Origin of the sequence: Cohnella sp. AR92 (assembly GCF_003990975.1) — a bacterium.
Lineage (GTDB): Bacteria > Bacillota > Bacilli > Paenibacillales > Paenibacillaceae > Cohnella.
The window spans coordinates 118,087-143,248 of sequence record NZ_RZJR01000003.1 but is presented as its reverse complement, the minus strand read 5'-3'; the positions used below and the strand labels follow the sequence as shown (position 1 = coordinate 143,248).

At 57.0% G+C, this 25,162-nt stretch carries 24 protein-coding genes; 6 read left to right on the top strand and 18 right to left on the bottom strand.

The window, feature by feature from the left end; all coding sequences use genetic code 11:
- Nucleotides 1-90: 90 nt before the first annotated feature.
- Together ELR57_RS05480 and ELR57_RS05475 are read right to left on the bottom strand one after the other, a co-directional pair.
- Nucleotides 91-1,194, bottom strand: a complete 1,104-nt coding sequence (locus ELR57_RS05480; protein WP_126958018.1) for a BMP family lipoprotein — start codon at nucleotides 1,192-1,194, stop codon at nucleotides 91-93.
- Between the two features lie 93 nt (nucleotides 1,195-1,287).
- Nucleotides 1,288-2,217, bottom strand: coding sequence for a nucleoside hydrolase (locus tag ELR57_RS05475; RefSeq protein WP_238162413.1), 930 nt, complete (start codon nucleotides 2,215-2,217; stop codon nucleotides 1,288-1,290).
- Nucleotides 2,218-2,487: 270 nt separating this feature from the next.
- Between ELR57_RS05475 and ELR57_RS05470 the strand changes: the two genes are divergently transcribed.
- Together ELR57_RS05470 and add are read left to right on the top strand one after the other, a co-directional pair.
- Nucleotides 2,488-2,862: a DnaJ family domain-containing protein gene (locus ELR57_RS05470; protein ID WP_126958016.1), complete on the top strand. Its 375-nt coding sequence runs from the start codon at nucleotides 2,488-2,490 to the stop codon at nucleotides 2,860-2,862.
- A gap of 51 nt (nucleotides 2,863-2,913) precedes the next feature.
- Nucleotides 2,914-3,942 carry an adenosine deaminase gene (gene add, locus ELR57_RS05465; RefSeq protein WP_126958015.1) on the top strand — a complete coding sequence of 343 codons (1,029 nt, stop codon included), beginning with the start codon at nucleotides 2,914-2,916 and terminating at the stop codon, nucleotides 3,940-3,942.
- A gap of 305 nt (nucleotides 3,943-4,247) precedes the next feature.
- Here add and ELR57_RS05460 read toward each other — a convergent pair whose 3' ends face one another.
- From ELR57_RS05460 to ELR57_RS05440, 5 genes are read right to left on the bottom strand one after another with little or no spacing between them, the layout of a single operon-like run.
- On the bottom strand, nucleotides 4,248-4,772 hold the full coding sequence (locus ELR57_RS05460) for a YfiT family bacillithiol transferase (protein WP_126958014.1): 525 nt from the start codon (nucleotides 4,770-4,772) through the stop codon (nucleotides 4,248-4,250).
- 18 nt (nucleotides 4,773-4,790) lie between these two features.
- The gene (locus tag ELR57_RS05455) at nucleotides 4,791-5,675 is read right to left on the bottom strand and encodes an ABC transporter ATP-binding protein (protein ID WP_126958013.1); all 885 of its coding nucleotides are present in this window, start codon (nucleotides 5,673-5,675) and stop codon (nucleotides 4,791-4,793) included.
- Nucleotides 5,676-5,678: 3 nt separating this feature from the next.
- Nucleotides 5,679-8,582, bottom strand: a complete 2,904-nt coding sequence (locus tag ELR57_RS05450; RefSeq protein WP_126958012.1) for an ABC transporter permease — start codon at nucleotides 8,580-8,582, stop codon at nucleotides 5,679-5,681.
- Nucleotides 8,583-8,616: 34 nt separating this feature from the next.
- Nucleotides 8,617-9,669, bottom strand: a complete 1,053-nt coding sequence (locus ELR57_RS05445) for an efflux RND transporter periplasmic adaptor subunit (protein ID WP_158629938.1) — start codon at nucleotides 9,667-9,669, stop codon at nucleotides 8,617-8,619.
- The gene (locus ELR57_RS05440) at nucleotides 9,653-10,345 is read right to left on the bottom strand and encodes an ABC transporter ATP-binding protein (protein ID WP_126958010.1); all 693 of its coding nucleotides are present in this window, start codon (nucleotides 10,343-10,345) and stop codon (nucleotides 9,653-9,655) included. Before ELR57_RS05440 ends, ELR57_RS05445 begins: the two co-directional genes overlap by 17 nt.
- Before the next feature lie 291 nt (nucleotides 10,346-10,636).
- Between ELR57_RS05440 and ELR57_RS05435 the strand changes: the two genes are divergently transcribed.
- Complete coding sequence (locus ELR57_RS05435) at nucleotides 10,637-10,972, top strand: LytTR family transcriptional regulator DNA-binding domain-containing protein (RefSeq protein WP_126958009.1); 336 nt, start codon at nucleotides 10,637-10,639, stop codon at nucleotides 10,970-10,972.
- Nucleotides 10,973-11,082: 110 nt separating this feature from the next.
- On the top strand, nucleotides 11,083-12,051 hold the full coding sequence (locus ELR57_RS05430) for an aldo/keto reductase (RefSeq protein ID WP_126958008.1): 969 nt from the start codon (nucleotides 11,083-11,085) through the stop codon (nucleotides 12,049-12,051).
- On the opposite strand, the gene cls is transcribed toward ELR57_RS05430, so the two are convergent.
- On the bottom strand, nucleotides 12,046-13,506 hold the full coding sequence (gene cls / locus ELR57_RS05425; protein ID WP_126958007.1) for a cardiolipin synthase: 1,461 nt from the start codon (nucleotides 13,504-13,506) through the stop codon (nucleotides 12,046-12,048). The genes ELR57_RS05430 and cls overlap by 6 nt on opposite strands.
- A gap of 146 nt (nucleotides 13,507-13,652) precedes the next feature.
- The gene (locus ELR57_RS05420; protein WP_126958006.1) at nucleotides 13,653-14,138 is read right to left on the bottom strand and encodes a nitroreductase family protein; all 486 of its coding nucleotides are present in this window, start codon (nucleotides 14,136-14,138) and stop codon (nucleotides 13,653-13,655) included.
- Nucleotides 14,139-14,291: 153 nt separating this feature from the next.
- Between ELR57_RS05420 and uraA the strand changes: the two genes are divergently transcribed.
- On the top strand, nucleotides 14,292-15,590 hold the full coding sequence (gene uraA, locus ELR57_RS05415) for a uracil permease (RefSeq protein ID WP_126958005.1): 1,299 nt from the start codon (nucleotides 14,292-14,294) through the stop codon (nucleotides 15,588-15,590).
- 52 nt (nucleotides 15,591-15,642) lie between these two features.
- Here the strand turns inward: uraA and ELR57_RS05410 are convergent, their stop codons facing one another.
- The 9 genes from ELR57_RS05410 to ELR57_RS05370 all read right to left on the bottom strand — a co-directional run bounded on the left by ELR57_RS05410 (nucleotide 15,643) and on the right by ELR57_RS05370 (nucleotide 24,575).
- Nucleotides 15,643-16,254, bottom strand: coding sequence for an alpha/beta hydrolase (locus ELR57_RS05410; RefSeq protein ID WP_192896531.1), 612 nt, complete (start codon nucleotides 16,252-16,254; stop codon nucleotides 15,643-15,645).
- A 2-nt stretch (nucleotides 16,255-16,256) separates the two neighbouring features.
- A complete protein-coding gene (locus tag ELR57_RS05405; RefSeq protein ID WP_126958003.1) occupies nucleotides 16,257-17,207 on the bottom strand; it encodes a ring-cleaving dioxygenase in 951 nt (316 codons plus the stop codon).
- Nucleotides 17,208-17,299: 92 nt separating this feature from the next.
- Nucleotides 17,300-17,734 (bottom strand): MarR family winged helix-turn-helix transcriptional regulator, encoded by a 435-nt coding sequence (locus ELR57_RS05400; RefSeq protein WP_126958002.1) that lies wholly within the window; start codon nucleotides 17,732-17,734, stop codon nucleotides 17,300-17,302.
- Between the two features lie 372 nt (nucleotides 17,735-18,106).
- On the bottom strand, nucleotides 18,107-19,222 hold the full coding sequence (locus ELR57_RS05395; RefSeq protein WP_126958001.1) for a carbohydrate ABC transporter permease: 1,116 nt from the start codon (nucleotides 19,220-19,222) through the stop codon (nucleotides 18,107-18,109).
- A complete protein-coding gene (locus ELR57_RS05390; RefSeq protein ID WP_126958000.1) occupies nucleotides 19,222-20,334 on the bottom strand; it encodes a carbohydrate ABC transporter permease in 1,113 nt (370 codons plus the stop codon). The genes ELR57_RS05395 and ELR57_RS05390 overlap by 1 nt, the downstream gene beginning before the upstream one ends.
- On the bottom strand, nucleotides 20,334-21,782 hold the full coding sequence (locus tag ELR57_RS05385; RefSeq protein ID WP_370452223.1) for an ABC transporter substrate-binding protein: 1,449 nt from the start codon (nucleotides 21,780-21,782) through the stop codon (nucleotides 20,334-20,336). Before ELR57_RS05385 ends, ELR57_RS05390 begins: the two co-directional genes overlap by 1 nt.
- Nucleotides 21,783-21,963: 181 nt before the next feature.
- Entirely contained in the window at nucleotides 21,964-22,974 is a 1,011-nt protein-coding gene (locus ELR57_RS05380; RefSeq protein WP_126957999.1) for a LacI family DNA-binding transcriptional regulator, read from the bottom strand.
- Between the two features lie 181 nt (nucleotides 22,975-23,155).
- Nucleotides 23,156-23,932, bottom strand: a complete 777-nt coding sequence (gene fabI, locus ELR57_RS05375) for an enoyl-ACP reductase FabI (protein ID WP_126957998.1) — start codon at nucleotides 23,930-23,932, stop codon at nucleotides 23,156-23,158.
- 166 nt (nucleotides 23,933-24,098) lie between these two features.
- The gene (locus tag ELR57_RS05370) at nucleotides 24,099-24,575 is read right to left on the bottom strand and encodes a hypothetical protein (protein WP_126957997.1); all 477 of its coding nucleotides are present in this window, start codon (nucleotides 24,573-24,575) and stop codon (nucleotides 24,099-24,101) included.
- Nucleotides 24,576-24,877: 302 nt separating this feature from the next.
- Between ELR57_RS05370 and ELR57_RS05365 the strand changes: the two genes are divergently transcribed.
- Nucleotides 24,878-25,135: a YkgJ family cysteine cluster protein gene (locus ELR57_RS05365; RefSeq protein ID WP_126958298.1), complete on the top strand. Its 258-nt coding sequence runs from the start codon at nucleotides 24,878-24,880 to the stop codon at nucleotides 25,133-25,135.
- The last annotated feature ends 27 nt before the right edge of the window (nucleotides 25,136-25,162 follow it).

Genomic DNA, 25,162 nt, shown 5'->3' with positions numbered 1-25,162 from the left:
GCCTGCAGCTATTTATCCGCTCCTGAATGATTAAATGGAACAAGGACAAGGCGAACTGCTGCCTTGTCCTTGCGGCTGATCGGCTGCGAATTATTCTGTAGGAACAGTGATTTCACCGCTGATGATTTTTTGTTTGTACTCTTCGACCTTGTCCAGAACGTCCTTCGGAACGTTCGGGTTCTCAACCGGCAGGCCTACGCCGCCTTCCTTAAGGCCGAGTTCGACCGTGCCGCCCTTGAAGTTGCCGGACAGCGTGTCGAGAGTTACCTTCGTTACGGCTTCGTCAACCTTCTTCATCATGGAAGTCAGGGTGATTTCGTTGCCGAACTCAAGGGATTGGTCCTTGTCGACGCCGATAACCCATACCTTGTTGCCGGACTTCAAGCGATCCTTGGCTTCGGTGAAGACGCCGTTGCCGCTGCCGCCCGCAGCGTGGAAGATGATGTCGGCGCCGCCGTCATACAGCGTTGCCGCTGCCAGCTTGCCAAGGTCAGGCTTGCTGAAATCGCCTACGTAGTTGCTCGTAACGGTCGCATTCGGGTTAACCGCCGCGACGCCAGCCTTGAAGCCGACTTCGAACTTCTTGATGACCGGAAGCTCCATGCCGCCGACGAAGCCGATCTTGTTCGTCTTCGTCGTCAGGCCCGCAACGATACCGACGAGGTAGGAACCTTCGTTCTCCTTGAACAGAACGGATTCCACGTTCGGCGCGTCCACGGAGGAGTCGATCAGGGCAAGCTTAGCGTCCGGATTCTGCTCGGCGATCGTCTTCATCGCGTCCGCGAACAGGAACCCGATGCCCCAAGTCAGCGTATAACCGTTCTTTACGAAGGAGTTCAGGTTCGGCTGGTAGTCGGAATCCTTCTTGGATTCCAGGTACTTCGCTTCTGCGCCCGTGTCGTTAGCGACCTTCTGCAGTGCTTCCCATGCTTGTTGGTTGAAGGACTTGTCGTTGACGCCGCCGGTATCCGTCGCCATGCCGATCTTCATGCCCTTGGCGTCGATCGTCGTGCCGGTGCCGGAATCGCTTGGCGAAGCGCTCGGGCTGGCGGATTCGCTGGCCGGCGCGCTTGCGGACGGGCTAGCCGCCCCATTGTTGTTGTTGTTCTTGCTGCCGCAACCGGACAGCACCATGGTCAGGGACGTCACAACCGCTAGAAGCATACCTGCAGACTTCAGACTTTTCTTTTTCATTCTACAATCCTCTCCCCACTTCATGTCATGTATTTAGTGCGCCGAGCGAAACTCGTCGAAGGAGGTTCGCTCGTTCGCGTAATACCTAGGTCATTAGGCTTGTTTCATCAATTCCGTAATATAATCGAAGAAAGCGTCGCGGTCAACGTCATAAATCAGATTAACCGGGCGGCCTTCCGGCGATTCCTGCGTACGGCCCTGGCGGACGCCGTCGGTGTACACCACGCTGTTGACCGTCTTGACCTTGACCAGGTCCGGCTTGCCTATGTATGCGGCGGTCAGAACGTCCCACAGATAATAGGTGGAGTTCGTCTCGAAGAAAATGAGCGGCGGGACCAGCGCATAACATTGTCCCACGAAATCGATCGCATCATACTTGCGCTGCTTGGCCCAAGCGTTGCGGACATCGAGGGTGAGCGGAACCTGATTCGTGCTCTCGAGCGCAACCATGTCGATGCGCAGCGAGCTCTTCCATACGCGCGCCACCGCTTCCGGATCCCAGAAGGCGTTCCATTCCGCGGTTCCGTCATGCTCCGGCTCCATCACATTGCCCTGCGGAAGGAAGGTTCCCCCCATCCAGACGACGCGGTCGATCTTCTCTTCGATATCCGGAGCCTCGTCAAGCGCCCGAGCCAGATCCGTAAGCGGTCCGGTCAGCAGCATCGTCGTCTTGCCCGCCGTCGCGCGAACCTTCTCGATAAGGTGATGATGGGCAGGAAGCTCGGATACCGGAGCGTCCATCTTGCCGGATTCGTTCAGAATCGGGAAAGCATCTACATAGAAGCTGTGCAATCTCCATTCCTTCGGGAACGGGTTCTTGCCTCTCGAGTCGGACTTGGCGACCTCTACGGCCGTCTTGCCGAAACGATCGATAATCTTGCGGCTCGCATCGAACGAAGGCTCAAGATAACCGTCTGCCGCGATAACCGATACGCCCGTCAATTGGACGTCCTGCATCTGAAGTAGGAGCAGCAATGCGACAAAATCGTCGCCGCCGCCGTCATGGTTGAAATAAACGTTCACGCGGACCTCCACTAATACCTGACATTTGTATTGCAGATTTTGCCATTTCGGTTACATAATTTCAAATCGGAATTTCACATTTGTTAAATAACATTGAGTCTATTATCTATTCATTGTGAAAAAAAATCAATTGAATTTTTAGTTATGTTAGAAAATGTGACGCGAATGTGAACGCCTATGCGATTTGCGCTTTCTTCATGCTTTCGCTCATGCTACAATCCAATAAAAGCTCACGCCGAATCCCTATATCCCCTAAAGGAGGACGAACGCTTGGATTGGACCGCTTCGATCGCCGAGCAGCGCATTCGGGAAGCCATCGAGAACGGAAGCTTCTCCGACCTGCCGGGCAAGGGCAAGCCGCTGCCGAAGGATGAACTGGAAGGCGTCCCGGATGAGCTGAGAATCGGCTACCGCATCCTGAAGAACGCCGGCGCCCTTCCTCCCGAGCTCGAGCTTCGCAAAGAGATGGTCTCCTTGGAGCAATTGATCCGCGCCTGCGACGACGAGGGCGAGAAAGCGAAATATCGCGCCCGCTTGACGCCGATCAAGCTGCAATACCAGAATCTCATGAAGGACCGCGGTTGGTCGGGCCTCGATGCCTTCGATCTATATCGTGGACAATTGGAAGATAAATTAACCAAATGAAGGTTGATCGATGCCAATTGGCGTCGGCGATCATAAAGGAGGGCATCACGGATGCATCCATTCAAGGATTTGCCCAAGGTCGACTTGCACTTGCACCTGGACGGCGGAATACTCCCGCAGACCTTATTGGAGCTGGCGGGCTCGACAGGAGTATCCTTGCCTGCTTCCAGCAGGGAAAGCCTCCTTCCGTACATGCAGGTCGAACCCGACTGCAAGAGTCTGATCGAATATCTGGAGAAGTTCAACTTTGTCCTTCCGTTCCTGCAGGATCGGGAATCGCTCAGGAGAGCCGCCCGGGAGATCGTCCAGAACGCCGCTGCCGACAACTGCTTCTACATCGAGGTGCGCTTCGCCCCTCTGCTTCACGGGCGCAACGGCTTAGCCGCGGCGGAAGCGATCGAGAGCGTGATCGAAGGACTGCGGGAAGGCGAAAGGCTCAGCGGAATCAAAGCGAGGGTCATCGCCATCTGCATGAGGCATCAATCCGTTCAAGAGAACCTGGAGGTCATCCGGGCCGCCGCTTCATACTTGGGAAAAGGATTGGTCGCCGTCGATCTGGCGGGAGACGAAGCGAATTTCCCTCCCGAACGTTTCCGCGAAGTGTTCGCGCTGGCGAAGCAATTCGGCCTGCCGGTGACGATCCACGCCGGGGAAGCCGGCGGCGCCGCCAACGTCAAGGAGGCGATCGACGGACTCGGCGCCGTTCGGATCGGTCACGGCGTCCGGCTGCGGGAAGATCCCGAGCTGCTGGAAGTCGTGCGCGAGCGCCGAATCCCGTTGGAGCTTTGTCCGACAAGCAATATCCAGACCAAAGCGGTATCCGGCTGGGAGGACTATCCGATCCGGGACTACCTCGAACGCGGGCTGTTGCTTACGGTCAACACCGATAACCCGACCGTATCCGGCACCTCGATGACCCAGGAGTGCGAAGCCCTGGCGAGCCGCTTCCGCTTTACGCTCGAGGAGCTGGCAGGCTTGATGCGGAACGGGATCGACTCCGCTTTCCTTCCCGAGCCGGAGAAAGCCGAGCTGAGAGCGGAATTCGACCGCAGGCTGTCCGCGCTTGGGATTACTATCTAAACATGCAAACCAGCGGCGCAGGGGACTTCCCTGCGCCGCTGGTTTACGTTTTTGGGGATTGCCTTGCGCTCTAACGGAACGTAGAGACGTTATTCTGCCTCAAAACCTTGATTTAAAATTCTAACGGAAGCGAGAGACGTTATTTTCGGTAAAACGGACCAAAACGGGACGTTCTCTCTTGAATAAGGTCGCTGAGTTCCGTTAGATATTCGAAAGCCTATATATCGGGCAGATAAGGGCTGTGAGTTCCGTTAGAGCGGCGCATGGCAGCTTATTGCCTCGTATAGCAGCGCAAAGCATATGGCTTACCAGCCCATGCGCTCGCGAAGGCTAGCAATATGTGCCGTGTGATGCCGTCCATGCCAAGAATACATGCCGGTTGCCCGATCCAACGGGACCGTCTCCCCGCTTCCCGGATGGAAGAACGTGCGTGCGTACTCGGCTCCCGTCATGGAGCGAAGCAGCGTTACCCACCGGGTATGCATAGCCTCTAACCAGACGAGCGACACCTCGACCGGGAGCTTGCTGTCGGCAAGCTTCGCCCAATCCCCCTCTTCGTAAGGCTTGATTGTCGGATTCTCCTCGGTCAAAGCCAGCTTAAAGCGAGTAAAGCTGTTCGAATGCGAGTCGGCGACATGATGCACGACCTGGCGAAGCGTCCAGCCTCCTTCGCGATAAGGCGTATCCAGCTGCTCTTCCGTTAATCCGGCCACCGCCGCTCTCAGTTCCGCCGGAAGACGTTCGATGTCACCGATCCAGCGCTCTCTCTGCTCCGTCGAAATCGCGCCTTCCTGCTGGAACTTGCCGATAGGATACTTTAATGATTCCACGCATCATCGCCCCTGTTCTTAGGAAGCTTCGTCGGGAGGAGTCAGCACGATCTTCCCGTCCGCCAGCTCCACCTTTACTTTGTTGCTGTTCGCGATTCCGATCGACTCGAGATAGCCGGAAGGAACCTGCAGTCTGCCTGCTTTATCCAGTATAGCATATTCGACGTGGGAGTCTTCTTCTTGCTTTATGCCTTGCTCGATCTCCGCCAGCTCTTCCGCGTAAGACTTGCGGCGGAGCATCTCCGAGGAGATCTTGCCGTCGCGGATGGCCACTACCCGATCCACTTTCTTCGCCAGCAGCGGATCGTGCGTGACGATGACAATGGTGATGCCGAGCGTTCGATTCAGCTCGCGGAATAGGTCCAATATCTGATCCGCCATCTTCGAATCGACGGAGCCCGTCGGCTCATCCGCCAGAAGCAGCTTCGGCTGGTTGGCTAACGCGATCGCGATGGCCACCCGCTGCTGCTCGCCGCCGGACAGCTGATGCAGCTTGTTGTTCGCCCGGTGCAGCAATCCGACCGCTTCCAGAAGCTCCAGCGCGCGCATTCGCTTGCGCCGGCCGGATAACAGGATAGGGAGCTCCACGTTCTCGAGCGCGGTCAGATAAGGAATCAAGTTGCGCGCGTTATTCTGCCAGACGAACCCGACGCTGCGGCGCTTGTAGCGCACCAGCTCCCTCTCGGTCATCTTCAGCATGTCCTTGCCGTCTACGGTAAGCACGCCGGCCGTCGGCCGGTCCAAACCTCCGAGCATGTTGAGCAGGGTGGACTTGCCGCTCCCGCTGTTCCCGATGATCGCCATCAGCTCGCCGCTCTCCACCTGAAGATCCAGCCCCTGAAGCGCGAATACCTCGAGATCGTTCGCCTTGTAGATTTTCACCAGTCCGTCGCAATGAATCATCGGTCAGTCCTCCCCCAGCTTGAGCGCCTGATGAATTCTTGTCCGGGAAACCATCATTCCTAAGATGACAAGCCCGGCAAGCAGCATGACGGCAACGACCGTATACAATCGGGCGAAGTCCATCGCATCGAAGATGACCTTGAACGGGGGTACCATCGTGCTCGGGTCGAACGCGATCTGGAAGTTGGGCACGTACAGCAGGCTCGCCAGATTGCCGACCAGAATGCCGATCGCCACCGCAAGGCCGGAGGTGAGGAGCTGCTCGACGATGAGCATGCCGACCATCTGCCTGACGGACAGCCCGATCGCCCTCATGATTCCGTTCTGAAGCGTCCTCCCTCTTAGCGATAGAATCCAGTAGAGCAGGAATCCCGTAAAGCTGACCGCGATCGAGATCAGGAAGCCCAGCGTCAGAATTCCGTTGATCGCCATAAGGAATGGGTCGTTCTTCGCGCGGTTCCAATCCAGCCTCGTATTCTTCACGGAGGTGACGGGGAGCTTCCTCTCCTCTATCGCTTCGTAAAGCTTCTCCGAAGATGCGCCTGGCTTCAGCTTCAGCCACACTTCGTAGGGCTCCAGAGCAAGCTGGAACTGGATCCTCGGAAGGTGGCCCACGATCAGCATCGGGGCGTTCGCCTTCGTCTGCTCGTCGCTGGCATCCACGGAGCCGACCGGAGGATTCGGATTGAACGTTGGAAAATAATCGAGGATCCCGTAGACGACAAAGGAAGCCGTGCCGGTATCCGTCCAGCCGATCCAGATCGTGTCCCCCACCTTGACATTCTTCTGCTCGGCCAGCGACTTGGAGATTAGAACCGCTTTCGAGTCCATTGCGATCAGGTTCAAATAATCGTTAAGAGGATAGCTTAACAGACTGTCCCGGAACCAGGTCGTCATTCCGAATTCGTCCGTGTCGATTCCCATCAAGGTGACGCTAGCCGATTCATCGCCCATGGAGAAGTACGCGTCCTTCTTCGTGAACACCTTGGCGGAATGCTCGACTCCGGGTAGAGTCGCGTAAGGGTCGAAGGCCGGTTCTAGATAGTTGATCTTCTTATTGCCGAAAGCCGGAGCCGAAGCGGCGGCAGATGGCGCTCCTCCCATTGGATTGGAACTACCCCCGGGCGCCGGAGCGTCGTTCGGCCAGAACGAGGTCAGGACGATATCCGCGCCGTTGGCGTACCGAATCCGGTCCTCGGTATTGCTGTTGATGGTTCTTGCGGCGCTGGCACTGAAGACGCCCGTCGCGATCGTCAGAATGAGGAATACCATAAGGAATTGATATTGGGAGCTGGACCGGCTCACTTGAATAAGCGTCGCGTACATCGAAGGCTTCCACCAACGCCGTCCCAGCCAATAGATCAAGCGGAGCATATACGGATACAGACGCAGCAGGATCAGGCCCGATCCCACGATGAAGAGCGCCGGCACGACGAATTGCAGCGGATCCAGATTCAGGTCCGTCGAATTCAGACCTAGACTTCTAAGGTTATCCAATCGCTCTCGGAAGCCGTAAAGGCCATATATGGCGATCGCTACGGCGATGACGTCCAGGAACAGCTTATGCCAGAGCGGCGTCTTCGACTGGCGGGCCAGCTGCTGCTTGTGGCCGACGATGCTGACGCGGGTCGCGAGCAGGACGGGGATCAGCAGCAGGAGGAACGAAGCCGCCGCCGCGATCGCTCCATACAGATAGGCGGACCGCGTGATTCCGGCAAGCAGCGAAGCCCGCGACACGAAGGACAGGAAGCCGTTCGAGGCGCCGAGCAGCTTGGTAAAGAGAAGGGCGATCGGCGGACCGACCGCGAGCGCGGCCGCGCTTAGCAGTATTCCTTCCGTTGCGAAAGAAGCGACGATCTGCCACCGAGCCGCTCCCCGGCTGCGCAGCACCGCGATCTCGTTCTTCTGTCGGCTCGCGATCAGGTTCGCCACCATGAACATATAGAAGCCCAGCATGATGAGCACGGGAACGAACAAGGACCACATGAGAGTTCGAAGCTTCGCGGCGCGCTGGTGATAGCTCTCGATCGTCTTCAGTGCCGGTGCCTTGAAATCGGTCTGGAAGGCTCCGACGCGCTGCTTGACTTGCTTCTCCATATCCTTGCTTGCCTGCACGAAGCTGTCGACTTGCCCAAGCTCCATTCTCGAATAGTCCAGCACCGTATACCAGACGCTGTTAGCGACGTTAACCTTATTGCCGATTACAAAATCGCGCGTGAACAGCCCTTCGTCCACCATTAAAGAATTGCTGAGATTCGACATGCCGGGCACGTAGAAGTATACGTCGTCGTCGCGAAGCTTCTCGAAGACGCCTACCGGCTTGAACCGAAGCGTGCCGGCCGCCGCCTTATCGTTGACGCTAACGAACTCGGAGTCCAGCACGGTCTTCAGATTGTTCAGACCTTCTTCCGTGACAAGCACCTCGTACACGCCGTCCACCGGCTCCGGCGACGGCATTCTTCCGTCCAATAGTTTGATATGATTCTTCAAGCCGGACATGGACGAGAAACGGACGGAGCGAACTTTCGTCCGATCCGAATCGCCGGCGTCTTGCGGCAAGGAATCGAAGGTGCTCGTGTTCCGATGAACGACCTTCTCCATGACGGGCAGGGTAGAAGCGGCCGCTCCTTGGCCCGCCATATAAGCATCCAGGCTCTCCAAGATCTGCCGGCGCTTCTCGGGCTCTTCGGAAGAGAAGGTAGCCTTGGCGTATAAGGAAGCCGGGTAGATGTTGGTATCGCGCTGCATCGTCTCCAGTTCCTTGACCAGCATGCGCGAGAGAATCGCTTCGGAGTAGATCGGCATCGTGCTGACGAGCGCCACGCTGATGGCCATCCCCAAGAATAGGCTGAGGACGAGCCACTTGTTTTTGACCATTTTACGCAGAATCATGACGAACAAGGCCACAAACTTAGCCCCCCGATTATAGGATGTCGGAGCTTTACTGCAGGACGACCACGTCGCCTTCCTTCAGGCCGTTCACGATCTCGACTTCGGTTGCGGAGGACAATCCGGCTTCGACATCTACCTCACGCAGCTTCGACCCGTCTACAAGCGTCCGCACGAACGTCCTTCCGAGCGAATTGCGCAGGCCGCTTCTCGGAATCTTGACGATGCCTTCCTTCTTCTTCGTCGTGATCGTCACGTTGGCCATCATTCCGATCCTCACGCCTGCGGGAAGCTTATCTACGCCGATATAGAGCGTCCTCGCGTACTTCTCCGCCAAATCCTTGTTAAGCGTCTGCGGAGCGGATTCCGGCGTCTGCACCACCTTGCCCGCGAGCTTCGCCTTTTGACCGTCGCTGTTCACGTTGACCTCCGCCGGGAAGCCGACGCTTACCCCATTGAGATTATCGCTGGAATCCAACCCGAGCGTCAGCCGAAGCTTCGTCGGATCCGCTACGATGACGAGCGTCTGGTACGTATCCACGTAGTCTCCCGGCTTGAGATCTTCGACGAAGGTAACGACCCCGTCGATAGCGGACACCAGCTGCTTGTTGTCGTATTTCTCCTTAAGCCGGTCGTACTTCAGCTGTTCGATCTGTGTCTGAAGCGCCGCCATCCGGACGACTTCAGGCTCGCTGTCCTGATTGGCCCTCGTCTGCTTAAGGTTGTACTTGGCTTTCTCCAGGGCGAGTTCCTGCTCCTTCATCTGAAGGTCCAGATCGTCCATCACCAGCTGGACGAGAACGTCCCCCTTCTTCACTTCGTCTCCCGAGCTGACGAGGATGTCTTTGATTCGTCCGCCCGTCCCGGTGAACTGCGCGACCTCCGTGTGCACCGATTCGAAGTAGGCGGTTCCGTTGATCGTTACCGCGATATCGCCTTTCTCCGCGTTGACCGTTTGATAGCTCTCCTTCGCCGGCTTCACCAACGGCGGCGCAAGGGCTTCCTCCTCCTTGGGCAGCAAGGAGCAGCCGGAAAGCGCCAAGGCCAGGGCCAGCGTAATTGCCGTCAAAGCGATCCTTAGCTCTCTTCTATCTCGAAGCGACAATTCGTCCATCCTCCAATTCGTAGACTTGATCGACGATCTCCATGATGGCGGGATCGTGCGTGGTAAGCACGATCGAGATCCCGTGGATCGACACCAGATCCCGGAACAGCTTGATGATATGCAGGCCGGTCTTGCTGTCCAGCTCCGCGGTAGGCTCGTCCGCCAGCAGCAGCTTCGGCTTATGGGCGATCGCCCGCGCGATGGCCGTTCGCTGCTGTTCGCCGCCCGAAAGCTCGAACGGCCGATGGTGCATTCGCGACTTCAGGCCGACTTGCTCCAACGCCCCGATCGCGGCTTCCTTCCTCTCTTTGGCCGGATAATCGCTGATGCGAAGGACGAATTCCACGTTCTCGTAGGCCGACATTAGAGGGAATAACGCAAACGATTGGAAAATAAGGCCCATCTTCGTTCGGCGCACTTGATCCCTCTCCCGGTCGGTCATGCTCGTCAGATCGGCGCCGTCGAACAAGAGCTTGCCTTCCGTCGGCCGATCCAGCGCTCCGAGCAGGTTGATCAGCGTCGTCTTGCCGGAACCGGAACGCCCTTTGAGCGCAATCAGCTTGCCCGCCGCGATGTCGAGATCGACGCCGCTCAGCACCCTGACCGCTCCGGTGCCCCGGCCGAAAGTACGCGCCAATCCTTGCGTGCGAATGATATTCGCTTCGTGGAGCTCCATTCCGTGCGAATCCTCCTTAGGCGCTGTATTGTAAACGCATTCTAAACACGACTTTAGTAAAGGCATGATCAGCTCCGCTCCTCTTGCTTCCTATGCCCAAAATAACCTTACCTTCAACTCGTAATTGTTGTCAATTTGATCCTGTTATCCTAAATTGTTCTTAAATATCATCGCTGTTTCCATTGTTAAAATTCCGTTAAATTTTTCTTACAAAAGGGGATTACCGGCGGCGGATATTGTGATATACTGTAAGCGCTACCAAGCAACCTTTCTAAAGGGGGATTTGGAAAGATGGACGTAGCCTCGAATCTTTACGACACTTTCGAGCCGCACAAGGATTCGCTTTTCTTCAGAGTCGGAACGCACGGCCTGATCAGCTTCCACGGACGCAACTACAACATAAAGAAGAGAATGTCCACGGAACAGAAAGTCGGACTTCTGCGGGATGAATCGTTCTTCCGGGTATCGTCGGATTGTTACGTCAATGTCGACAAGATCTCGGATATCTCCGAGGATTACCTCATCTTCGGAGACAGTTCGGCCGGTTCCAAGAAGCTGCCGGTATCGAAGCGCAAGCAGCAGATGATCAAGCACCTGCTGACCGAGCGTTCGGGCAAGCCGAATTAACGAATGAACGCTTAAGACAGAAGGCGGATCGGGAGAGTCAGCTCCTGATCCGCCTTCTTGTTATGCTATAGTGGGGATATGACCAGACAGGATAGAAGGGGAGATCAAACATGCGATACCGGAATCTTGGACGAAGCGGACTCAAAGTATCGGAGCTCGGACTCGGAACGAACTCGTTCGGCAAGCGAGCCGACCGGAACGAATCCGTCCGGATCGTTCGCGAGGCCGTCGAACGGGGAATCAACTTTATCGATACGGCCAATATCTATGCAGGCACGGCCTCCGAGACGATCATCGGGGAAGCGCTGGAAGGGATCCGGCACGAGGTCGTGCTGGCCACCAAAGCGGGGCTTGTCTTCGGCTCCGGTCCGAACGATCGGGGATCGTCCCGCTATCATCTGCAGCGGCAGCTGGAAGACAGTTTAAAGAGGCTGAAGACCGACCACGTCGATCTCTATCAGATCCATACGTTCGATCCGCACACGCCTCTGGAGGAGACTCTAAGAGCTCTGGACGATATGGTCCGAGCCGGCAAGGTTCGCTACATAGGAGCTTCCAATTATGCCGCGTGGGAGCTGATGAAGGCGCTCGGAATCAGCGATCGGCTGGGGCTGAACCGGTTCGTCTCCACTCAGGTCAGCTATTCGCTGGCGGACCGAACGCCCGAGCAGGAGCTGGTGCCGATGTCGCTCGATCAAGGAATCGGAATCATCCCCTACTTCCCGCTCGCTGGCGGCATTCTGACCGGCAAGTACAATTCGGACCGCGCTCCGGCCGGCTCCCGAGCGGTCTCCGATCCGAGCTTCAACCGCTTCTTCAGCGAAGATCGGCTTGCTCTCGGACGCAGGGTAGAAGAGAGCGCCGCGCAAGCCGGAATCGCCCCCGGCGTTCTCTCCATTCGTTGGCTGATCGAGCAGCCGGCCGTCGCCACGGTCATCGTCGGAGCCACTTCGGCCGAGCAGCTGAAGGAGAATGCTCGTAGCGCCGAGATTTCTCTGGATCCGGCCGTGCTCGAGCAGTTGAATGAAGCCACCCGTGCATACCGGCACGGCGAGCCATTCGCCAGCTATCGCTTATAGAATCGGAGACAGCAGTCGGGTGACCGACTCGCGAAGCTTGTGCATGCGAGGCCGCTTCAAGTACGCTTCGTACGTCCAGAGCTTGGAGCGCTCGATATCGTTCAGGAAGTTCTGCTGCAGCTCGCGGACAATCTCCTGGTCGTAGAGGAACGCATTGATCTCGAAGTTCAGTTTGAAGCTGCGGATATCGAAGTTGGCGGTGCCGACCGAAGCGACCTTGCCGTCGATGATGAGCGTCTTCGCATGCAGGAAGCCGTTCTCGTACATGTAGCACTCCACTCCGAGCGGAAGCAGATCGCCCACATAGGAATGAGTCGCCCAGTAGACCATCTGGTGATCCGGAATGGCGGGAATGATCATCTTGACGTTGACTCCGGACAAAGCCGCGGTCTGAATCGCATTCAGCAAGCTCTCGTCGGGCACGAAATAGGGCGTCTGAATCCACACGCTCTCCCGGGCCCGATGAATCATCTTGATATACGCGTTCCGAATGTGCTCATATCTCTGATCGGGACCGCTGGCAACGATCTGCACGCCGACCCGTCCCTTGTCTTCGTCGCGGACGACCGGAAGGAAGAACTCGGTCTCGATCATCTGCCGTTTGGAGGCCGTATTCCAGTCCCGGATAAAATTCCTCTGCATCAGCCGAACCGACGTCCCCGTCATCCTTAGATGCGTATCCCGCCAATAGCCGAATTTTCGTACCCGCCCCAGATACTCGTCTCCGACGTTGATGCCGCCGATGTAGCCGATCTGTCCGTCGATGATCGCAAGCTTGCGATGGTTGCGGTAGTTCACCCGGAAGTTCAAGTAAGGCACCTTCGACGGGAAGAATGCCGCCACCTGTCCTCCCGCTTCCAGTAACGGCTGGAAGAAGCGGCCGGACAGCCGGTGGCTGCCGATCGGATCGTAAAGGAATCGAACCTCAAGCCCCTGCTCCGCCTTCGACTTCAGCAGCTCCAGCAGGCTTCGGCCGATCTCGTCGTCGTTGACGATGTAATACATCAGATGGATGTGCGTCTTCGCGCTCCGAATGTCCTCGAACAGGGCATCGAACTTCTCCGTTCCGTCCTTGAACACCCTCACCGAATTGTCCTGGGTATACAGCGCCTTCGCGCTCGCCAGATTCATGAAGATCAGATCCTCGTACCGGGCCATGGAAGGATCGTTGTACTCGATGTTATGACTGCGGAATTCCTGCATCTGGTGGTTCGTCAGCTCCCGATGCAGCTCGCGGGCCCACTTCTTATCCTTATAGATCTTCAATCGGCTCAGGTTCTGCCCGAAGATCAGGTAAATAATAAAGCCGCCTACAGGGAAAAACAGGAAGACCATCAGCCACGCCCAAGTCACTCCGACATTGCGGCGTTCGATGAAGATAACGCTTATCGCGAGAACCAGGTTGATGAGCGTAATAATCGTATAAATATTCTGCGTAATGGACGACAATGACATGCCGGGGAAACCTCGTCTCTCGTAAGGATGGCGGCGAATAGACACCAACCCCAATCCTAGCATAAGGACGGCGTTTAAGCGATCCTTATGAGGAAAGGGGCGGTAGAGGGCTCTTCCGATCCAATGGCTTGCAATGACTTAGGAAGTTACGGCAGCTCGGTAAGCTTGGACTCGATGGAGATCCGATCCTTCGCCGGCGGCACTTCCTGCGGATAGCCGACTCCGAAAATCCCGATGACGACCTCGGCTTCCGGAACCCCCAGAATCTCTCTCATGCGCGGCGCCGCCGCCATGGAGGACCAGAACGTGCCGGCTCCTTCGCTGTGGGCGGCAAGCATGAAGCTCTGCGCGAAGCAAGCGGTCGCGTAGGCGTTCTCCTCCTGCTCGATCGGCATGGCCGAACCTTGGGAGGTTAGCAGAAGGACGAGCGGAGCTCCGCCGAAGTCGGTCTTGTGGTTCAGCTTGGCTCGCGTCTCGGGGCCGACGAACGTGATTCTCCACGGTTCGGTCATCCGGTGATTCGGAGAGAACGTCGCCGCCTCCAGCCAGGAGATGACCTTGCTCTTATCGATTGGGTCCGCCTTGAATTGCTTGATGTTGCGGCGCGTCTTGATGGCTTCGATCGTATTCATCGTCATGCATTTCTCCCTCATCTATCTATTCGGCCTTGCTCGTAACGTTCTATCGTATGTAGCCTTTGATTCAGGTTGCATTGTATACGCGCCCCCTATCTTTGTCAAGACTTCTTATCCAAGAACTGTCATTGACGGAGGCTTGCTCATCGAATGAAAAAAGCAATCGGAATTCGCGAAGTTCCGCCGCTTGGACAAAGCTTTATGCTCAGCCTGCAGCATCTGTTCGCGATGTTCGGTTCCACGGTGCTCGTTCCCAACTATCTGGGAGTCGACCCTTCGGTTTGCCTTCTGATGAACGGAATCGGAACGCTTCTGTATATTCTGATCTGCCGAGGAGGCATCCCCGCGTATCTCGGCTCCAGCTTCGCCTTTATCGCGCCGGCCGGTGCGGTTATAGGCGCCCATTCCGCTACCGGCGACGGATACGCCGCGGCTCTCGGGGGCTTCATCGCGGCCGGCGTTATTTTTACCGTTATCGCCCTGATCATCCAGGCTGCCGGTACCCGTTGGATCTATGTCGTCTTCCCCCCGGCGGCGATGGGCGCGATTGTGTCCATTATAGGGCTTGAACTCATCCCTACCGCCGCCGGCATGGCCGGATGGACCTCCGGTGGAGCGGCCGATTGGAAGCCCGACGCGGAGACGATTGTTCTGTCGATCGTGACGCTGCTGGTCACCATTCTCGGCTCCGTTCTCCTGCGCGGCTTCCTCGGCATCATTCCCATTCTGATCGGAATTATCTCCGGCTACGCGCTGGCCGCTATCATGGGCATCGCCAAGTTTGATGTCGTTTCGGACAGCCCTTGGTTCTCCTCCCCCGACTTCACCTTCCCGATTCTGGATTGGACCGCCATTCTGACCATCGTCCCTGCGGCGCTTGTGGTCATCGTCGAGCATATCGGGCATCTGATCGTCACCGGCAACATCGTCGGCAAAGACCTGTCCAAGGATCCCGGCCTTCATCGATCTATGCTCGGCAATGGGCTTTCCACCCTGATCTCGGGATTCGTGGGTTCGACGCCCAATACGACTTATGGGGAGAATATCGGCGTGCTCGCCATTACGCGAGTGTACTCCACCTTCGTTATCGGAGGTGCTGCCGTGATTGCCATCCTGCTCTCGTTCCTCGGCAAGTTCTCGGCCTTGATTGCGAATATTCCCGTACCGGTCATGGGGGGAGTGTCCTTGCTGTTGTTCGGAGTCATTGCCGCTTCGGGATTCCGGATGCTCGTGGAATCTCGGGTGGATTACAGCAGGCCGATGAATCTCTATCTGACGACCATCGTGCTTGCGGCAGGCCTTAGCGGAACGAGGATTACCGCGGGGGATTTCTCGTTATCCGGCATGGCGCTGGCCACCGTGGTCGCCATCGTCATGAGCCTTCTCTTCAAGTTGTTCGAAGTGCTGCGCTGGTCGAACGAAATGGAACCGGAACGGAACAAAGGCTGATCGGAGGGCCGCCGAGCGACCTTCCAACCAGCCTTGATAGGTTTATGACGGGTTAGGCTTTGCCCTCCGTTTGATACCAGTTTGCCGCTGCCAGGACCTCCGAGCTTGTCAACTGATGGCCGTAATGTTCCCAATGGACCTTGACGCTTGCCCCCGCTTCCGCCAGAAGGCCGCTCAGTTCTTCCGTCTCTTGCGGCGCGCAGATCGGATCGTTCGTCCCGGCTCCGATGAAGATCGCCGTTCCGGCTAGATCGGGCAGCTTCAACCCTCGCATCGGCACCATCGGATGATGAAGGATCGCCTTGTCGAACGCATCCTTATAGTGGAACAACAAGCTTCCCGCGATGTTAGCTCCGTTCGAATAGCCGATCGCCACGAACTTGCTGCGGTCCAGCTTATATTCTTCGGCAGCCGCCGTCAGGAAATCGTAAGTCTCCTTCGTGCGGAAGACCAGATCCTCTTCATCGAATACCCCTTCCGCCAAGCGGCGGAAGAACCTTGGCATGCCGTTCTCCAGAACGTTGCCGCGCACCGACAGGATAGCCGCGGACGGATCGATCCTCCCGGCCAGAGGAAGGAGATCCCTCTCCGTTCCTCCGGTTCCGTGGAAGAGCACTAGCGTTGGGGAATCGGGAGTCGCTCCCGGTTGGAAAATATGCTTCATGCTCATTGGAGATCCTCCTTCAGGACGCGAACCTCGATCGGAATCAGGTTGTCTTCGATCAATTGGCGATGCTTCTCGTACCAAGCCGGAAGCTGGAGCTTCTCGCCCAGATGCTCGAACGGCTCGTCGTTATCGAATCCGGGAGTATCGGTCGCGATTTCGAACAGGATGCCGCCTTGCTCGCGGAAGTACAGCGCGTTGAAGTATTGGCGATCGACGATCGGAGTCGGGTGGAAGCCGCTCCCTTCGACATGAACTCTCCAGTTCTTGTGGTCTTCGTCGTTCTTCGCTCTCCAGGCGATATGGTGCACCGTTCCGGCGCCGCCGGCGCCCCAGCCCATCGAGACGGCGTTCACGTCGATCACGTTGCCGATGTCTCCCGAAGACCGGAAGCGAACCAGGCCGTTCTCTTCGCCGACCTTCTCAAGGCCGAGCACGCTCTCCAGCGTGTGCATGGTCTTCTCGGAATTCACGCTGTAGAGCTGAGCTCCCGCGAAGCCCTTGATGGCCTTCTCGGCCGGCACGCCGCCGAACGACCACTCGCTCGCCTTGCCTTCCGCGCGTTCAACGATTTCAAGCTGCAAGCCGTCGCGGTCCTTGAATTGCAGGAACGTCTCGCCGAAGCGTTCGTTCTTGGTCGTCTCTACGCCGAACTTGGCGAGGCGTTCTTCCCAGAAGGAGAACGTGCCGACCGGAATCGCGAACGAGGTGTAGCCGACTTGCCCGCCGCCGACATGGCCGACGCGGGATCCCGGCGAAGGGAAGAACGTCATCGCGGTGCCCGGGCTGCCCATCTCATTGCCGAAGTACAGGTGGTACACTTCCGGCGCGTCGAAGTTGATCGTCTTCTTAACCATTCTCAGGCCAAGGATGCCGGAGTAGAAATCGACGTTTTCCTGCGGGTCTCTTACGAAAGAAGTAATGTGGTGGATACCTGCGGTTTGCTTGTTCATTTTGGAACGCCTCCGTTAATTTATTTTGGTTTTTTTGGTTTGTTTAGGAATTTTATCTTAAATTTAAGATTTTAGGGCTGAAAAGCGCGACGCTATCCCATCTGCGCCTTCAGGCCGAGCTTCTTAAGCAGGTCGATGGCCTGTTTCTTCTCTTCCAGCGAGATGCCGCTCATCAACTGGTCGATGGCTTCCGCGTGACTCGGGAACACTTGCTCGAACAACCGCGTCCCTTCTTCCGTGATCTCCGCGTAGGTGACTCGACGATCCTCCGGGCTTGGCACTCTTCGCAGCAGCCCTCTGTTCTCCAGCTTGTCGATGTTGTACGTGATGCTTCCGCTGGTCACCAGTATTTTATCCCCGATCTGCTGGAGTGGGAATCGGCCTTTGTGGAACAATAGCTCCATCACCGTGAATTCCGTCGCCGACAGACCGTGTTTCTTCATATCCTTCACCGCGCTGTCCATAATCGATTTGTACGCTTTGGACAGGACCACGAACAACTTCAATGACGCTTCCTGTTCATTCATCCTTCGTCACCTCGCTTTCGTCGTTGTCTTAAATTTAATTATCTTGGATCTGAGATAAATATACACCCGATTCCGGAAAAGCGCAAGGGGGTATTTAAAAGTATTTTTGCCCTCTGGTTTTCTTATTGTTCGCCAGCCTCCGGAGGGATATCAGATGTAATCTATCTCAGGAGGTCGCACCTTGTACCATACTCTCGCGCCTGCCCCGCCATTACCGCCGATTTGTTGCACACCGTACCATCTTTTCGCCTATAGCCAACGCATTCAGTTTGATGCATCATCAAGTTTCCGTTAGAGTAAATCCGCAAAGCGGAAACCGCAAACAGCAAAGAGCATTCCGTCTCGCGGAATGCTCCGGCTTTCCCAAAGGCGTTACCCCTTCACCGACCCGCCCAGCAGCCCGCGGACGAAATAGCGCTGCAGGCTGAAGAACACGGCCAACGGCATAAGCATCGAGACGAAGGCCGCCGCCGTCAGCAGATGCCAGTCGTTCCCCCTCGAGCCGACCAGATTCGCGATCCGCATCGAGAGCACCTGCACGTCCGGCTGGCTTCCGATGAAGACAAGCGAGACGAGGTAATCGTTCCACACCCACAGGAATTGGAAAATACTGATCGACGCAATCGAAGGAACGGCGAGCGGAAGGATGAGCTTGGTGAAGATCGTGAAGTTCGACGCTCCGTCCATGAACGCCGATTCGAACAGATCCTTCGGCAACTGGCTGATGTAGGAGTACATGAAGTAAGTCGCCAGCGGCAGACCGAAGCCGGCATGCGCGATCCAGACGCCGAGGAACGTGCCGTTCAGCCCGAGCGAGGTGTAATCCTTCAGGATCGGGATAAGCGCCACCTGCAGCGGCACGACCAGCAGCATGATGACGATGACGAACAGCGTCTTGCGCAGCGGGAACCGCATCCACGCGAAAGCATAGGCGGCGAACGTCGCAATCAGGATCGGAATGATCGTCGACGGGATCGCCACCGTCATCGTGTTCAGGAACGCCCGGTTCAGGTTGCTTCCTCTCTCCTTCGAGACGGTCCCGTCCGGCTTCGGGATCTCGTATTCCTTGCCGGTCAGCACGCTGGCGTAGTTATCCAAGGTATAATTCGTATCCATCCGCCATCCCAGTTCGCGAACGTCGATCGTGCGCGCCCGGCGATTCTCCCAGATCAGCTCGGAGCCGTCCGGGGCCTTCACCCCCGAGCGCAGCTGGTCATCCGTATACGCCTTCCCGTTCACTTCGATCGGCTGCCGGAGATCGGTGTCCTTCGGCAGCTGGATCCGGTCCTTCGCCGCGTATTCCTGGTGCGGGAAGATCGTCCACCAGCCCGTCTTCAGAATCTCGGTCGCCGGCCGGAAGGACGATACGAACAAGCCTAGCGTCGGGATAAGCCACAGCAAGCAGATGATCCCCAGCACAAGATTGACGACCGTCTTGGAACCTCTGCGGCCGCGTCTCCGTCCCTCTCTTCTCCCGCTTCTTGGCATCAGGCGAACCCTCCCTGCTTGCGCAATTGCCGCAGGTTAAACCAGATGACCGGTATGACCGCGATCAGCAGCACGATCGCCAGAGTCGAGCCGTAGCCGAAGTTCCGGTACATGAAGAATTGCCGGTAGAACTGGGTCGCCACTACCTCGGTGTCATACTGGCCGCCGGTCATGACCATGACGACGTCGAAAATCTTAAGCGTGAACACGATGATCGTCGTCGTTACGGACAGGATCGTCGCGGAGATGAACGGAACGATAATCTTGAAGAAAATCCGAATCTCGCCTGCACCGTCCACCCGCGCCGCCTCCAGCAGATCCTCGGGAACCGCCTTGAGCGCCGCCGAGAAGATGACCATGGCGAAGCCGGTCTGCATCCAGATCAGAATTAGGATGAGAAACAGGTTGTTCCACGGTTGCGTCATGCTGGTCCAAGCCTGCGGCTCTCCGCCGAACTTGACGACGATGGCATTGAGCAAACCGACCTGCTCATCTCCCGGCTGATAATAATAGATGAACTTCCAGATGACCCCGGCGGCAACGAAGGAGATGGCCATCGGCATGAACACGATCGCCTTCGCCAGCCTCTCGAAGCTGCTCCGGTCGGCGAGCACCGCGATCAAGAGGCCTAGCACGATGCAGGCCGTCGCTCCGAACAGCACCCAGAGCAGGTTATTCCGCAAGGCGGTCAACAGCAGGCGGTTCGTGAACACCGCCGCATAGTTGGAGAACCAGACGAACTTGGACGAGGTCGCATCCTGCAAGCTCATGATGAAAGTCCGAATCGTCGGGATCAGCAGCAGCCAGGTCAACAGCCCGAACGCGGGACCAACGAACAGATAAGGCTGAATTCGGCGTTTCCAGACGTCGCTGTACCGTTCGATTACCCAATTCAAGGAAGCATACAGAACGTAGACGCCGACGACTCCCCACAGGATCGCGACGATCGCATACAGGACCGGGTTCAGAACCGCGTCTCGCAGGAACAGGAAGATGCCGGCATGCCCTGCCGCGTTCAACGCCGGAATGAGCAGGGACAGGAGGACGGTGCCCCATCGGCTGTCAAGCGCCGCCCTCCCCGTCTTGGCCGGAGCCGTCTTAAGTTCCGGCATTATTTAGGCCAGCCCGCCTGGATTTCCTGCATGGCGCCGTCGAGATCGACCGTGCCGCTGACGTAGTCGGTCATTCCCTTCCAGAACGTGCCCGCGCCGACCGCACCCGGCATGAGGTCGGAGCCGTCGAACCGCAGCGTCGTCGCCGATTGGGCCAGCTCCGCCATCCGGCGTTCGACGTCGCTCGTGTACCATTCCGGCTTCGCGTCGTTCATCGGCGCGATAACGCCGCCGGATTGAATCCACGTCTTGATCGATTCCCCCGTCGTGAAGAATTCCATGACCGCGCGAACCTCCGGCCGGTCGTTGAACATGGCGTACAGGTCTCCCGCGACGAGTACCGGATTGCCGTAGGCCGGATCGATCGGCGGCAGATAGAACCAATCGTAATCCTCGCCGGCCTTCGCCGTCGTCGGGAAGAAGCTCGTGATGAAGCTTGCTTGACGATGCAGCCATGCCTTCGGCGGGTTGTCGAACATCACCTTCGGAGCGTCGCCGAACGCCGTCGTCACGATCGATTTCCGGCCGCCGTAGACGTAATCGTCTTTGAGCCAGATCTCGGACATCTTCTTCACCGCGTTCTTGACGATCTCGTCGGTGAACGGGAGCTCCCCGCGAACCCACTTGTCATAGTTCTCCGGCGATGTCGTCCGAAGCATAATGTCCTCGACCCAGTCGGTCGCCGGCCAGCCCGTGGCCGCGCCGCTCTCGATGCCGATCGCCCAAGCGGGATCTCCGTCCTTGGCGATCTGTTCCGTCAAAGCCATCAGTTCATCCCACGTCTTCGGAATCTTGTAGCCGGCTTCGTCGAACGCCTTCTTCGGATACCACACCAGGCTCTTGACGCTGCTGCGGTTCCAGATGCCGGCCATGACATCGCCGCTCGGTCCGGCCATCGTCGCCATATCCAGCCAGCTCTTGTTGTAGTTCGCTTGCAGCTTGCTCTTATCCATGAAAGTGTTAACGTCGATCACCTTGCCGGACTTCGCGAAGTTCGCGAGCAGCCCCGGCTGCGGGAAGTCGGCGATGTCCGGCGCGTTGCCGCCGTCGACCCGGATAGAGATCGTCGCTTCGAACTCCTTCGAGCCTTCGTATTGAATGTCGATGCCCGTTTTCTCCTCGAATTCCTTGATCGCGTCCTCGAACTTCTTCTGGTCCACGTCGACGAACGGACCGAACATCGTTACCTTCGTTCCCTTGAACTTCCCGGCATACGCATCGTCCAGCGCGCTTCCTCCGGCGATCGGCTCCGCGCTCGGGCTCGCGCTTTCCGGCGTCGGGGTCGCGGATTCGGACGGGGACGGCGATGCGGATTCCGCGCTCGGCGACGGCGAACTCGAAGCTTGGTTGTCATTATTGTTGGAGCCGCAAGCGGACAGCAGCAGCACGAAACAAAGAAGGAGTGCGGTTCCCATGGTTAACCCTTTGTTCTTCAACAATCGACTCAGCCCCTCATTGATCAAAGTGGGATTGCGATGCCTTCGAATCGGTTGCGTTACCCCTTGGTTGTCGATCAACACCCTCGTTTGTGGCGATCCAAGATGCCTGCGCCCGCCTCACCCCCTCAAATAACGAATCCTTTATCAACAACTTGCTGAAAAGCTTTTCAAAATCCGCCGAAAGAAACCTTCATTCGATAGAACGGGTGGAGGAGCGCACAATCAGTTCATGAGGCAAGTATTCGCGCAAGACGGGATCCTCGAGGCCTTCAATGCGGGCGTGAAGCTTCTCGACGGAGCGGTATCCGATCTCGTACATCGGCTGAGCGATCGTCGTCAGCTTGGGGATGGTGAATCGGGACATGCGGATGTTATCGAAGCCGATGACCGACACCTGCTCAGGGACTTGGATTCCTCGTTCGTTCAGGTAACAGAGAAGCCCGATCGCCAACTCGTCGGAAGCCGTGAAGACGGCCGTAAGACTTGGATTCTGGAGGAAAAGCGCATGAGCCGCATCCAGCGAATCGTCGGACCAGAGACGCAGCAGGCGAATGTTCTCTTGGAGGATGGGCAGCCCCGCCTGCCGGTGAGCGCGGATATAGCCTTGATAACGCGTCAAGCCCGCGATGCTGTCGCTCAGATCGAAGCCGATCCAGCCGATGCTTCGGTGGCCGGATTGAATCAGGTAAGCGACCGCGTCGTAAGCCGCCTGTTCGTCATTGATACGCACGGATGGAAGCTCGTACTCGATGCTGTGGGTCGAGACCAAGACGACCGGCATCCTTAATCTTTTCAACTCTTTGTGGTAGTCGGAGGAGATCGGTTCGCTGGTCAGTAGGATTCCGTCCACCTGACGCTCTTCGAAGTTGTTCAGGTAGGAGTAGAGCCGCTGGCGATCGTGGTCGGTGTTGCAGATGATGAGGTTGTAGCCGAATCTTTTGGAGGCGTCCTCCATTCCGCGTATGATGTCCGCATAATAGGAGTTGCGAATATCCGGAATGACGACGCCGATCGTATTCGTCTTCTTGTAGATCAGGCCCCGGGCGAGCGCGTTCGGCTTATACTTCAGCTCGTTGATCGCGTCCAGCACCCGTTCCTGCTTGCTGGGGATGACCGTATCCGGAGCGTTCATCACTCGGGATACCGTGCTGATCGAGACGTTGGCAAGTCGGGCCACATCGCGAATGGTCGGCTTTGTCACGGGGATTCCTCTTTTCGTGAAAAGCTTTTCAGTCTTTCTGTGGCTAATGGTAACGCTTCCAATAATGGAGTGTCAACGGGAGGTTTTGTCATTTTATGTAAGCCGTTTATCGACACATTTAATAATAAAAGCTATCCCCAAGTCCTAATGACTTGCGGGATAGCCCTTGTTAAGGTAAAGCTTACAGCCCCATGATGTGCAGGCCGGAATCGACGTGGATGACCTCGCCCGTGATGCCGCGGGACAGATCGCTCACGAGGAACATCGTCGTGTCGCCGACATCCTTCTGGTCCACCAGTCGGCGCAGCGGCGAGCGTTCCTGATAGATGGTCGCCATCTCGTTGAAGCCGGACACGCCCTTCGCCGACAACGTCCGGATCGCGCCGGCCGAGATCGCGTTGACGCGGATGCCGTCTTTGCCGAGGTCTTCCGCCAGGTAGCGCACGCAGGCTTCCAGCGCGGCTTTGGCAACGCCCATGACGTTGTAGTTGCGAACGACGCGTTCCGCGCCAAGATAGGACTGGGTAACGATCGCTCCGCCTTCGGTCATGAGCTTTCTCGCTTCTCGCGCGACAGCGACCAGCGAATAGGCGCTGGAGTCTTGAGCCAGCATGTAGCCTTCGCGGGAGACGCCGAGGAATTCCCCGGAGAGCCCTTCCTTGCCGGCGAACGCCAAGGAATGGACCACCCCGTGGATCGTTCCGGCCGTCTCGCCGATCGTCTTATAAGCGGCAATAATGCTCTCGTCCTCGGAGACGTCGCATGGTACGACCAGGAGAGGCTGGATCCCGCTCTCTTCCAGCAGCTTCGTCAGCTTCTCGAGGGATCTTTCCTTACGATAAGTGAAGATCAGCTCCGCGCCGTGCTCGTGCAGCGACTTCGCGATTCCCCAGCCGATGCTTCTCTCGTTCGCGACTCCCATAACAACGATTTTTTTGCCTGCAAGCAAGTTAGACATGTTTCTAATTTCCTCCAGCTTTCCGAATTGCGCTTGATGCGCCGAACGCAAGGAGAGCACCCCCGGATAGAGGTGCTCGACTTCTCTCCTTGCTCAACTAGCCATTATTATACTACGAGACGTGCCCGCTTACCACCTTCCGACGAAGTCAGACCGCCCGCGCGGTTCAGATATCCCGGATTTCGACGCACGCCACGTAGCTTAACGGCGAGAAACGATCCCGGACTTGCTCGGCCGTGCACGAGGAAGAAAGGAAGATCGTGAACCCTTGCTTCCGAATGATCCGCTCGCTGGTGTCCGCGTCCGTCAAATCGGGAAAATAGCGAAGCGATTCCTCGTCCGAATGGATGTTCAGCAGCATGTCCATGCAAAGCGCCGAGATCAGCGCGTCCGCTTCATGGAAACGAACGACGACTCTGTATAGGCTTCTTAAAGCGAAAGGAAGAATGTCCCCGTCATGAACCGGGCCTTCTCCCTTTCTCTTCGTGGATTTATTCTTAGTAGTTGGATTGTTCGATCGAATAGGCGAACCCGCGCTGCCGCAATCCTCGATAGAGGAACAATACCCTTCCTGCTCTTTAGGAAGCGCGCCGCCGAATTGTCGTGATGCCGGAACAGGATGATTGCTGTTCTCATTCCGCATGGATTGGCTCCTCCGAATTCGTAGCTCTTGTCTGTTTAAGGAATAGTAGTCACATAAGCCCAGGGACGAGGGATTGACGCCCTAGCGCAGTCTTCTCTACGTCTGCTCCAATGTCATACGAAATGCTTAGGTATATCTTACCTGTATATAAAATTATACTCGTACTTTCGCCATTATTCAACAAATTAATCGGTATTCCGATCCTATTCGGCACCCTCCTTAGAGGGGGTTCTGCGTTGACTTGGAAGATTCCTAGGGGGATAATGAACTTCAAATCTACCGGACAAGGAATGTTGCCGCTTATGGATTGCCGAACCGGATGCGCCGCATGCTGTATCGCGATCTCCATCTCTTCTCCCATTCCGGGCATGCCGGAAGGCAAGCCCGCGGGCGTCCGCTGCGTCCAGTTGACCGACGACAATCGCTGCCGGCTGTTCGGACGTCCGGAACGGCCCGCCGTCTGCGGAAGCCTCGCTCCATCTATCGAGATGTGCGGCTCCGCGAACGAGGAAGCCTTTCGTATCCTGACCTGGCTGGAGCAAGAGACGAACCCCCGATGAACCGGCGCTGGGACGCTTCGGGCATCG

What these genes read in the sequence shown, in the direction of transcription:
- ELR57_RS05480 (WP_126958018.1), bottom strand. Translation starts at nt 1,194, where the DNA reads ATGAAAAAGAAAAGTCTGAAGTCTGCAGGTATGCTTCTAGCGGTTGTG.
- ELR57_RS05435 (WP_126958009.1), top strand. Translation starts at nt 10,637, where the DNA reads ATGGACGTAGCCTCGAATCTTTACGACACTTTCGAGCCGCACAAGGAT.
- ELR57_RS05395 (WP_126958001.1), bottom strand. Translation starts at nt 19,222, where the DNA reads ATGCCAAGAAGCGGGAGAAGAGAGGGACGGAGACGCGGCCGCAGAGGT.
- ELR57_RS05420 (WP_126958006.1), bottom strand. Translation starts at nt 14,138, where the DNA reads ATGAATACGATCGAAGCCATCAAGACGCGCCGCAACATCAAGCAATTC.
- cls (WP_126958007.1), bottom strand. Translation starts at nt 13,506, where the DNA reads ATGTCATTGTCGTCCATTACGCAGAATATTTATACGATTATTACGCTC.
- ELR57_RS05370 (WP_126957997.1), bottom strand. Translation starts at nt 24,575, where the DNA reads ATGCGGAATGAGAACAGCAATCATCCTGTTCCGGCATCACGACAATTC.
- ELR57_RS05430 (WP_126958008.1), top strand. Translation starts at nt 11,083, where the DNA reads ATGCGATACCGGAATCTTGGACGAAGCGGACTCAAAGTATCGGAGCTC.
- fabI (WP_126957998.1), bottom strand. Translation starts at nt 23,932, where the DNA reads ATGTCTAACTTGCTTGCAGGCAAAAAAATCGTTGTTATGGGAGTCGCG.
- ELR57_RS05365 (WP_126958298.1), top strand. Translation starts at nt 24,878, where the DNA reads ATGGATTGCCGAACCGGATGCGCCGCATGCTGTATCGCGATCTCCATC.
- ELR57_RS05455 (WP_126958013.1), bottom strand. Translation starts at nt 5,675, where the DNA reads ATGATTCATTGCGACGGACTGGTGAAAATCTACAAGGCGAACGATCTC.
- ELR57_RS05410 (WP_192896531.1), bottom strand. Translation starts at nt 16,254, where the DNA reads ATGAAGCATATTTTCCAACCGGGAGCGACTCCCGATTCCCCAACGCTA.
- ELR57_RS05440 (WP_126958010.1), bottom strand. Translation starts at nt 10,345, where the DNA reads ATGGAGCTCCACGAAGCGAATATCATTCGCACGCAAGGATTGGCGCGT.
- ELR57_RS05400 (WP_126958002.1), bottom strand. Translation starts at nt 17,734, where the DNA reads ATGAATGAACAGGAAGCGTCATTGAAGTTGTTCGTGGTCCTGTCCAAA.
- add (WP_126958015.1), top strand. Translation starts at nt 2,914, where the DNA reads ATGCATCCATTCAAGGATTTGCCCAAGGTCGACTTGCACTTGCACCTG.
- ELR57_RS05405 (WP_126958003.1), bottom strand. Translation starts at nt 17,207, where the DNA reads ATGAACAAGCAAACCGCAGGTATCCACCACATTACTTCTTTCGTAAGA.
- ELR57_RS05390 (WP_126958000.1), bottom strand. Translation starts at nt 20,334, where the DNA reads ATGCCGGAACTTAAGACGGCTCCGGCCAAGACGGGGAGGGCGGCGCTT.
- uraA (WP_126958005.1), top strand. Translation starts at nt 14,292, where the DNA reads ATGAAAAAAGCAATCGGAATTCGCGAAGTTCCGCCGCTTGGACAAAGC.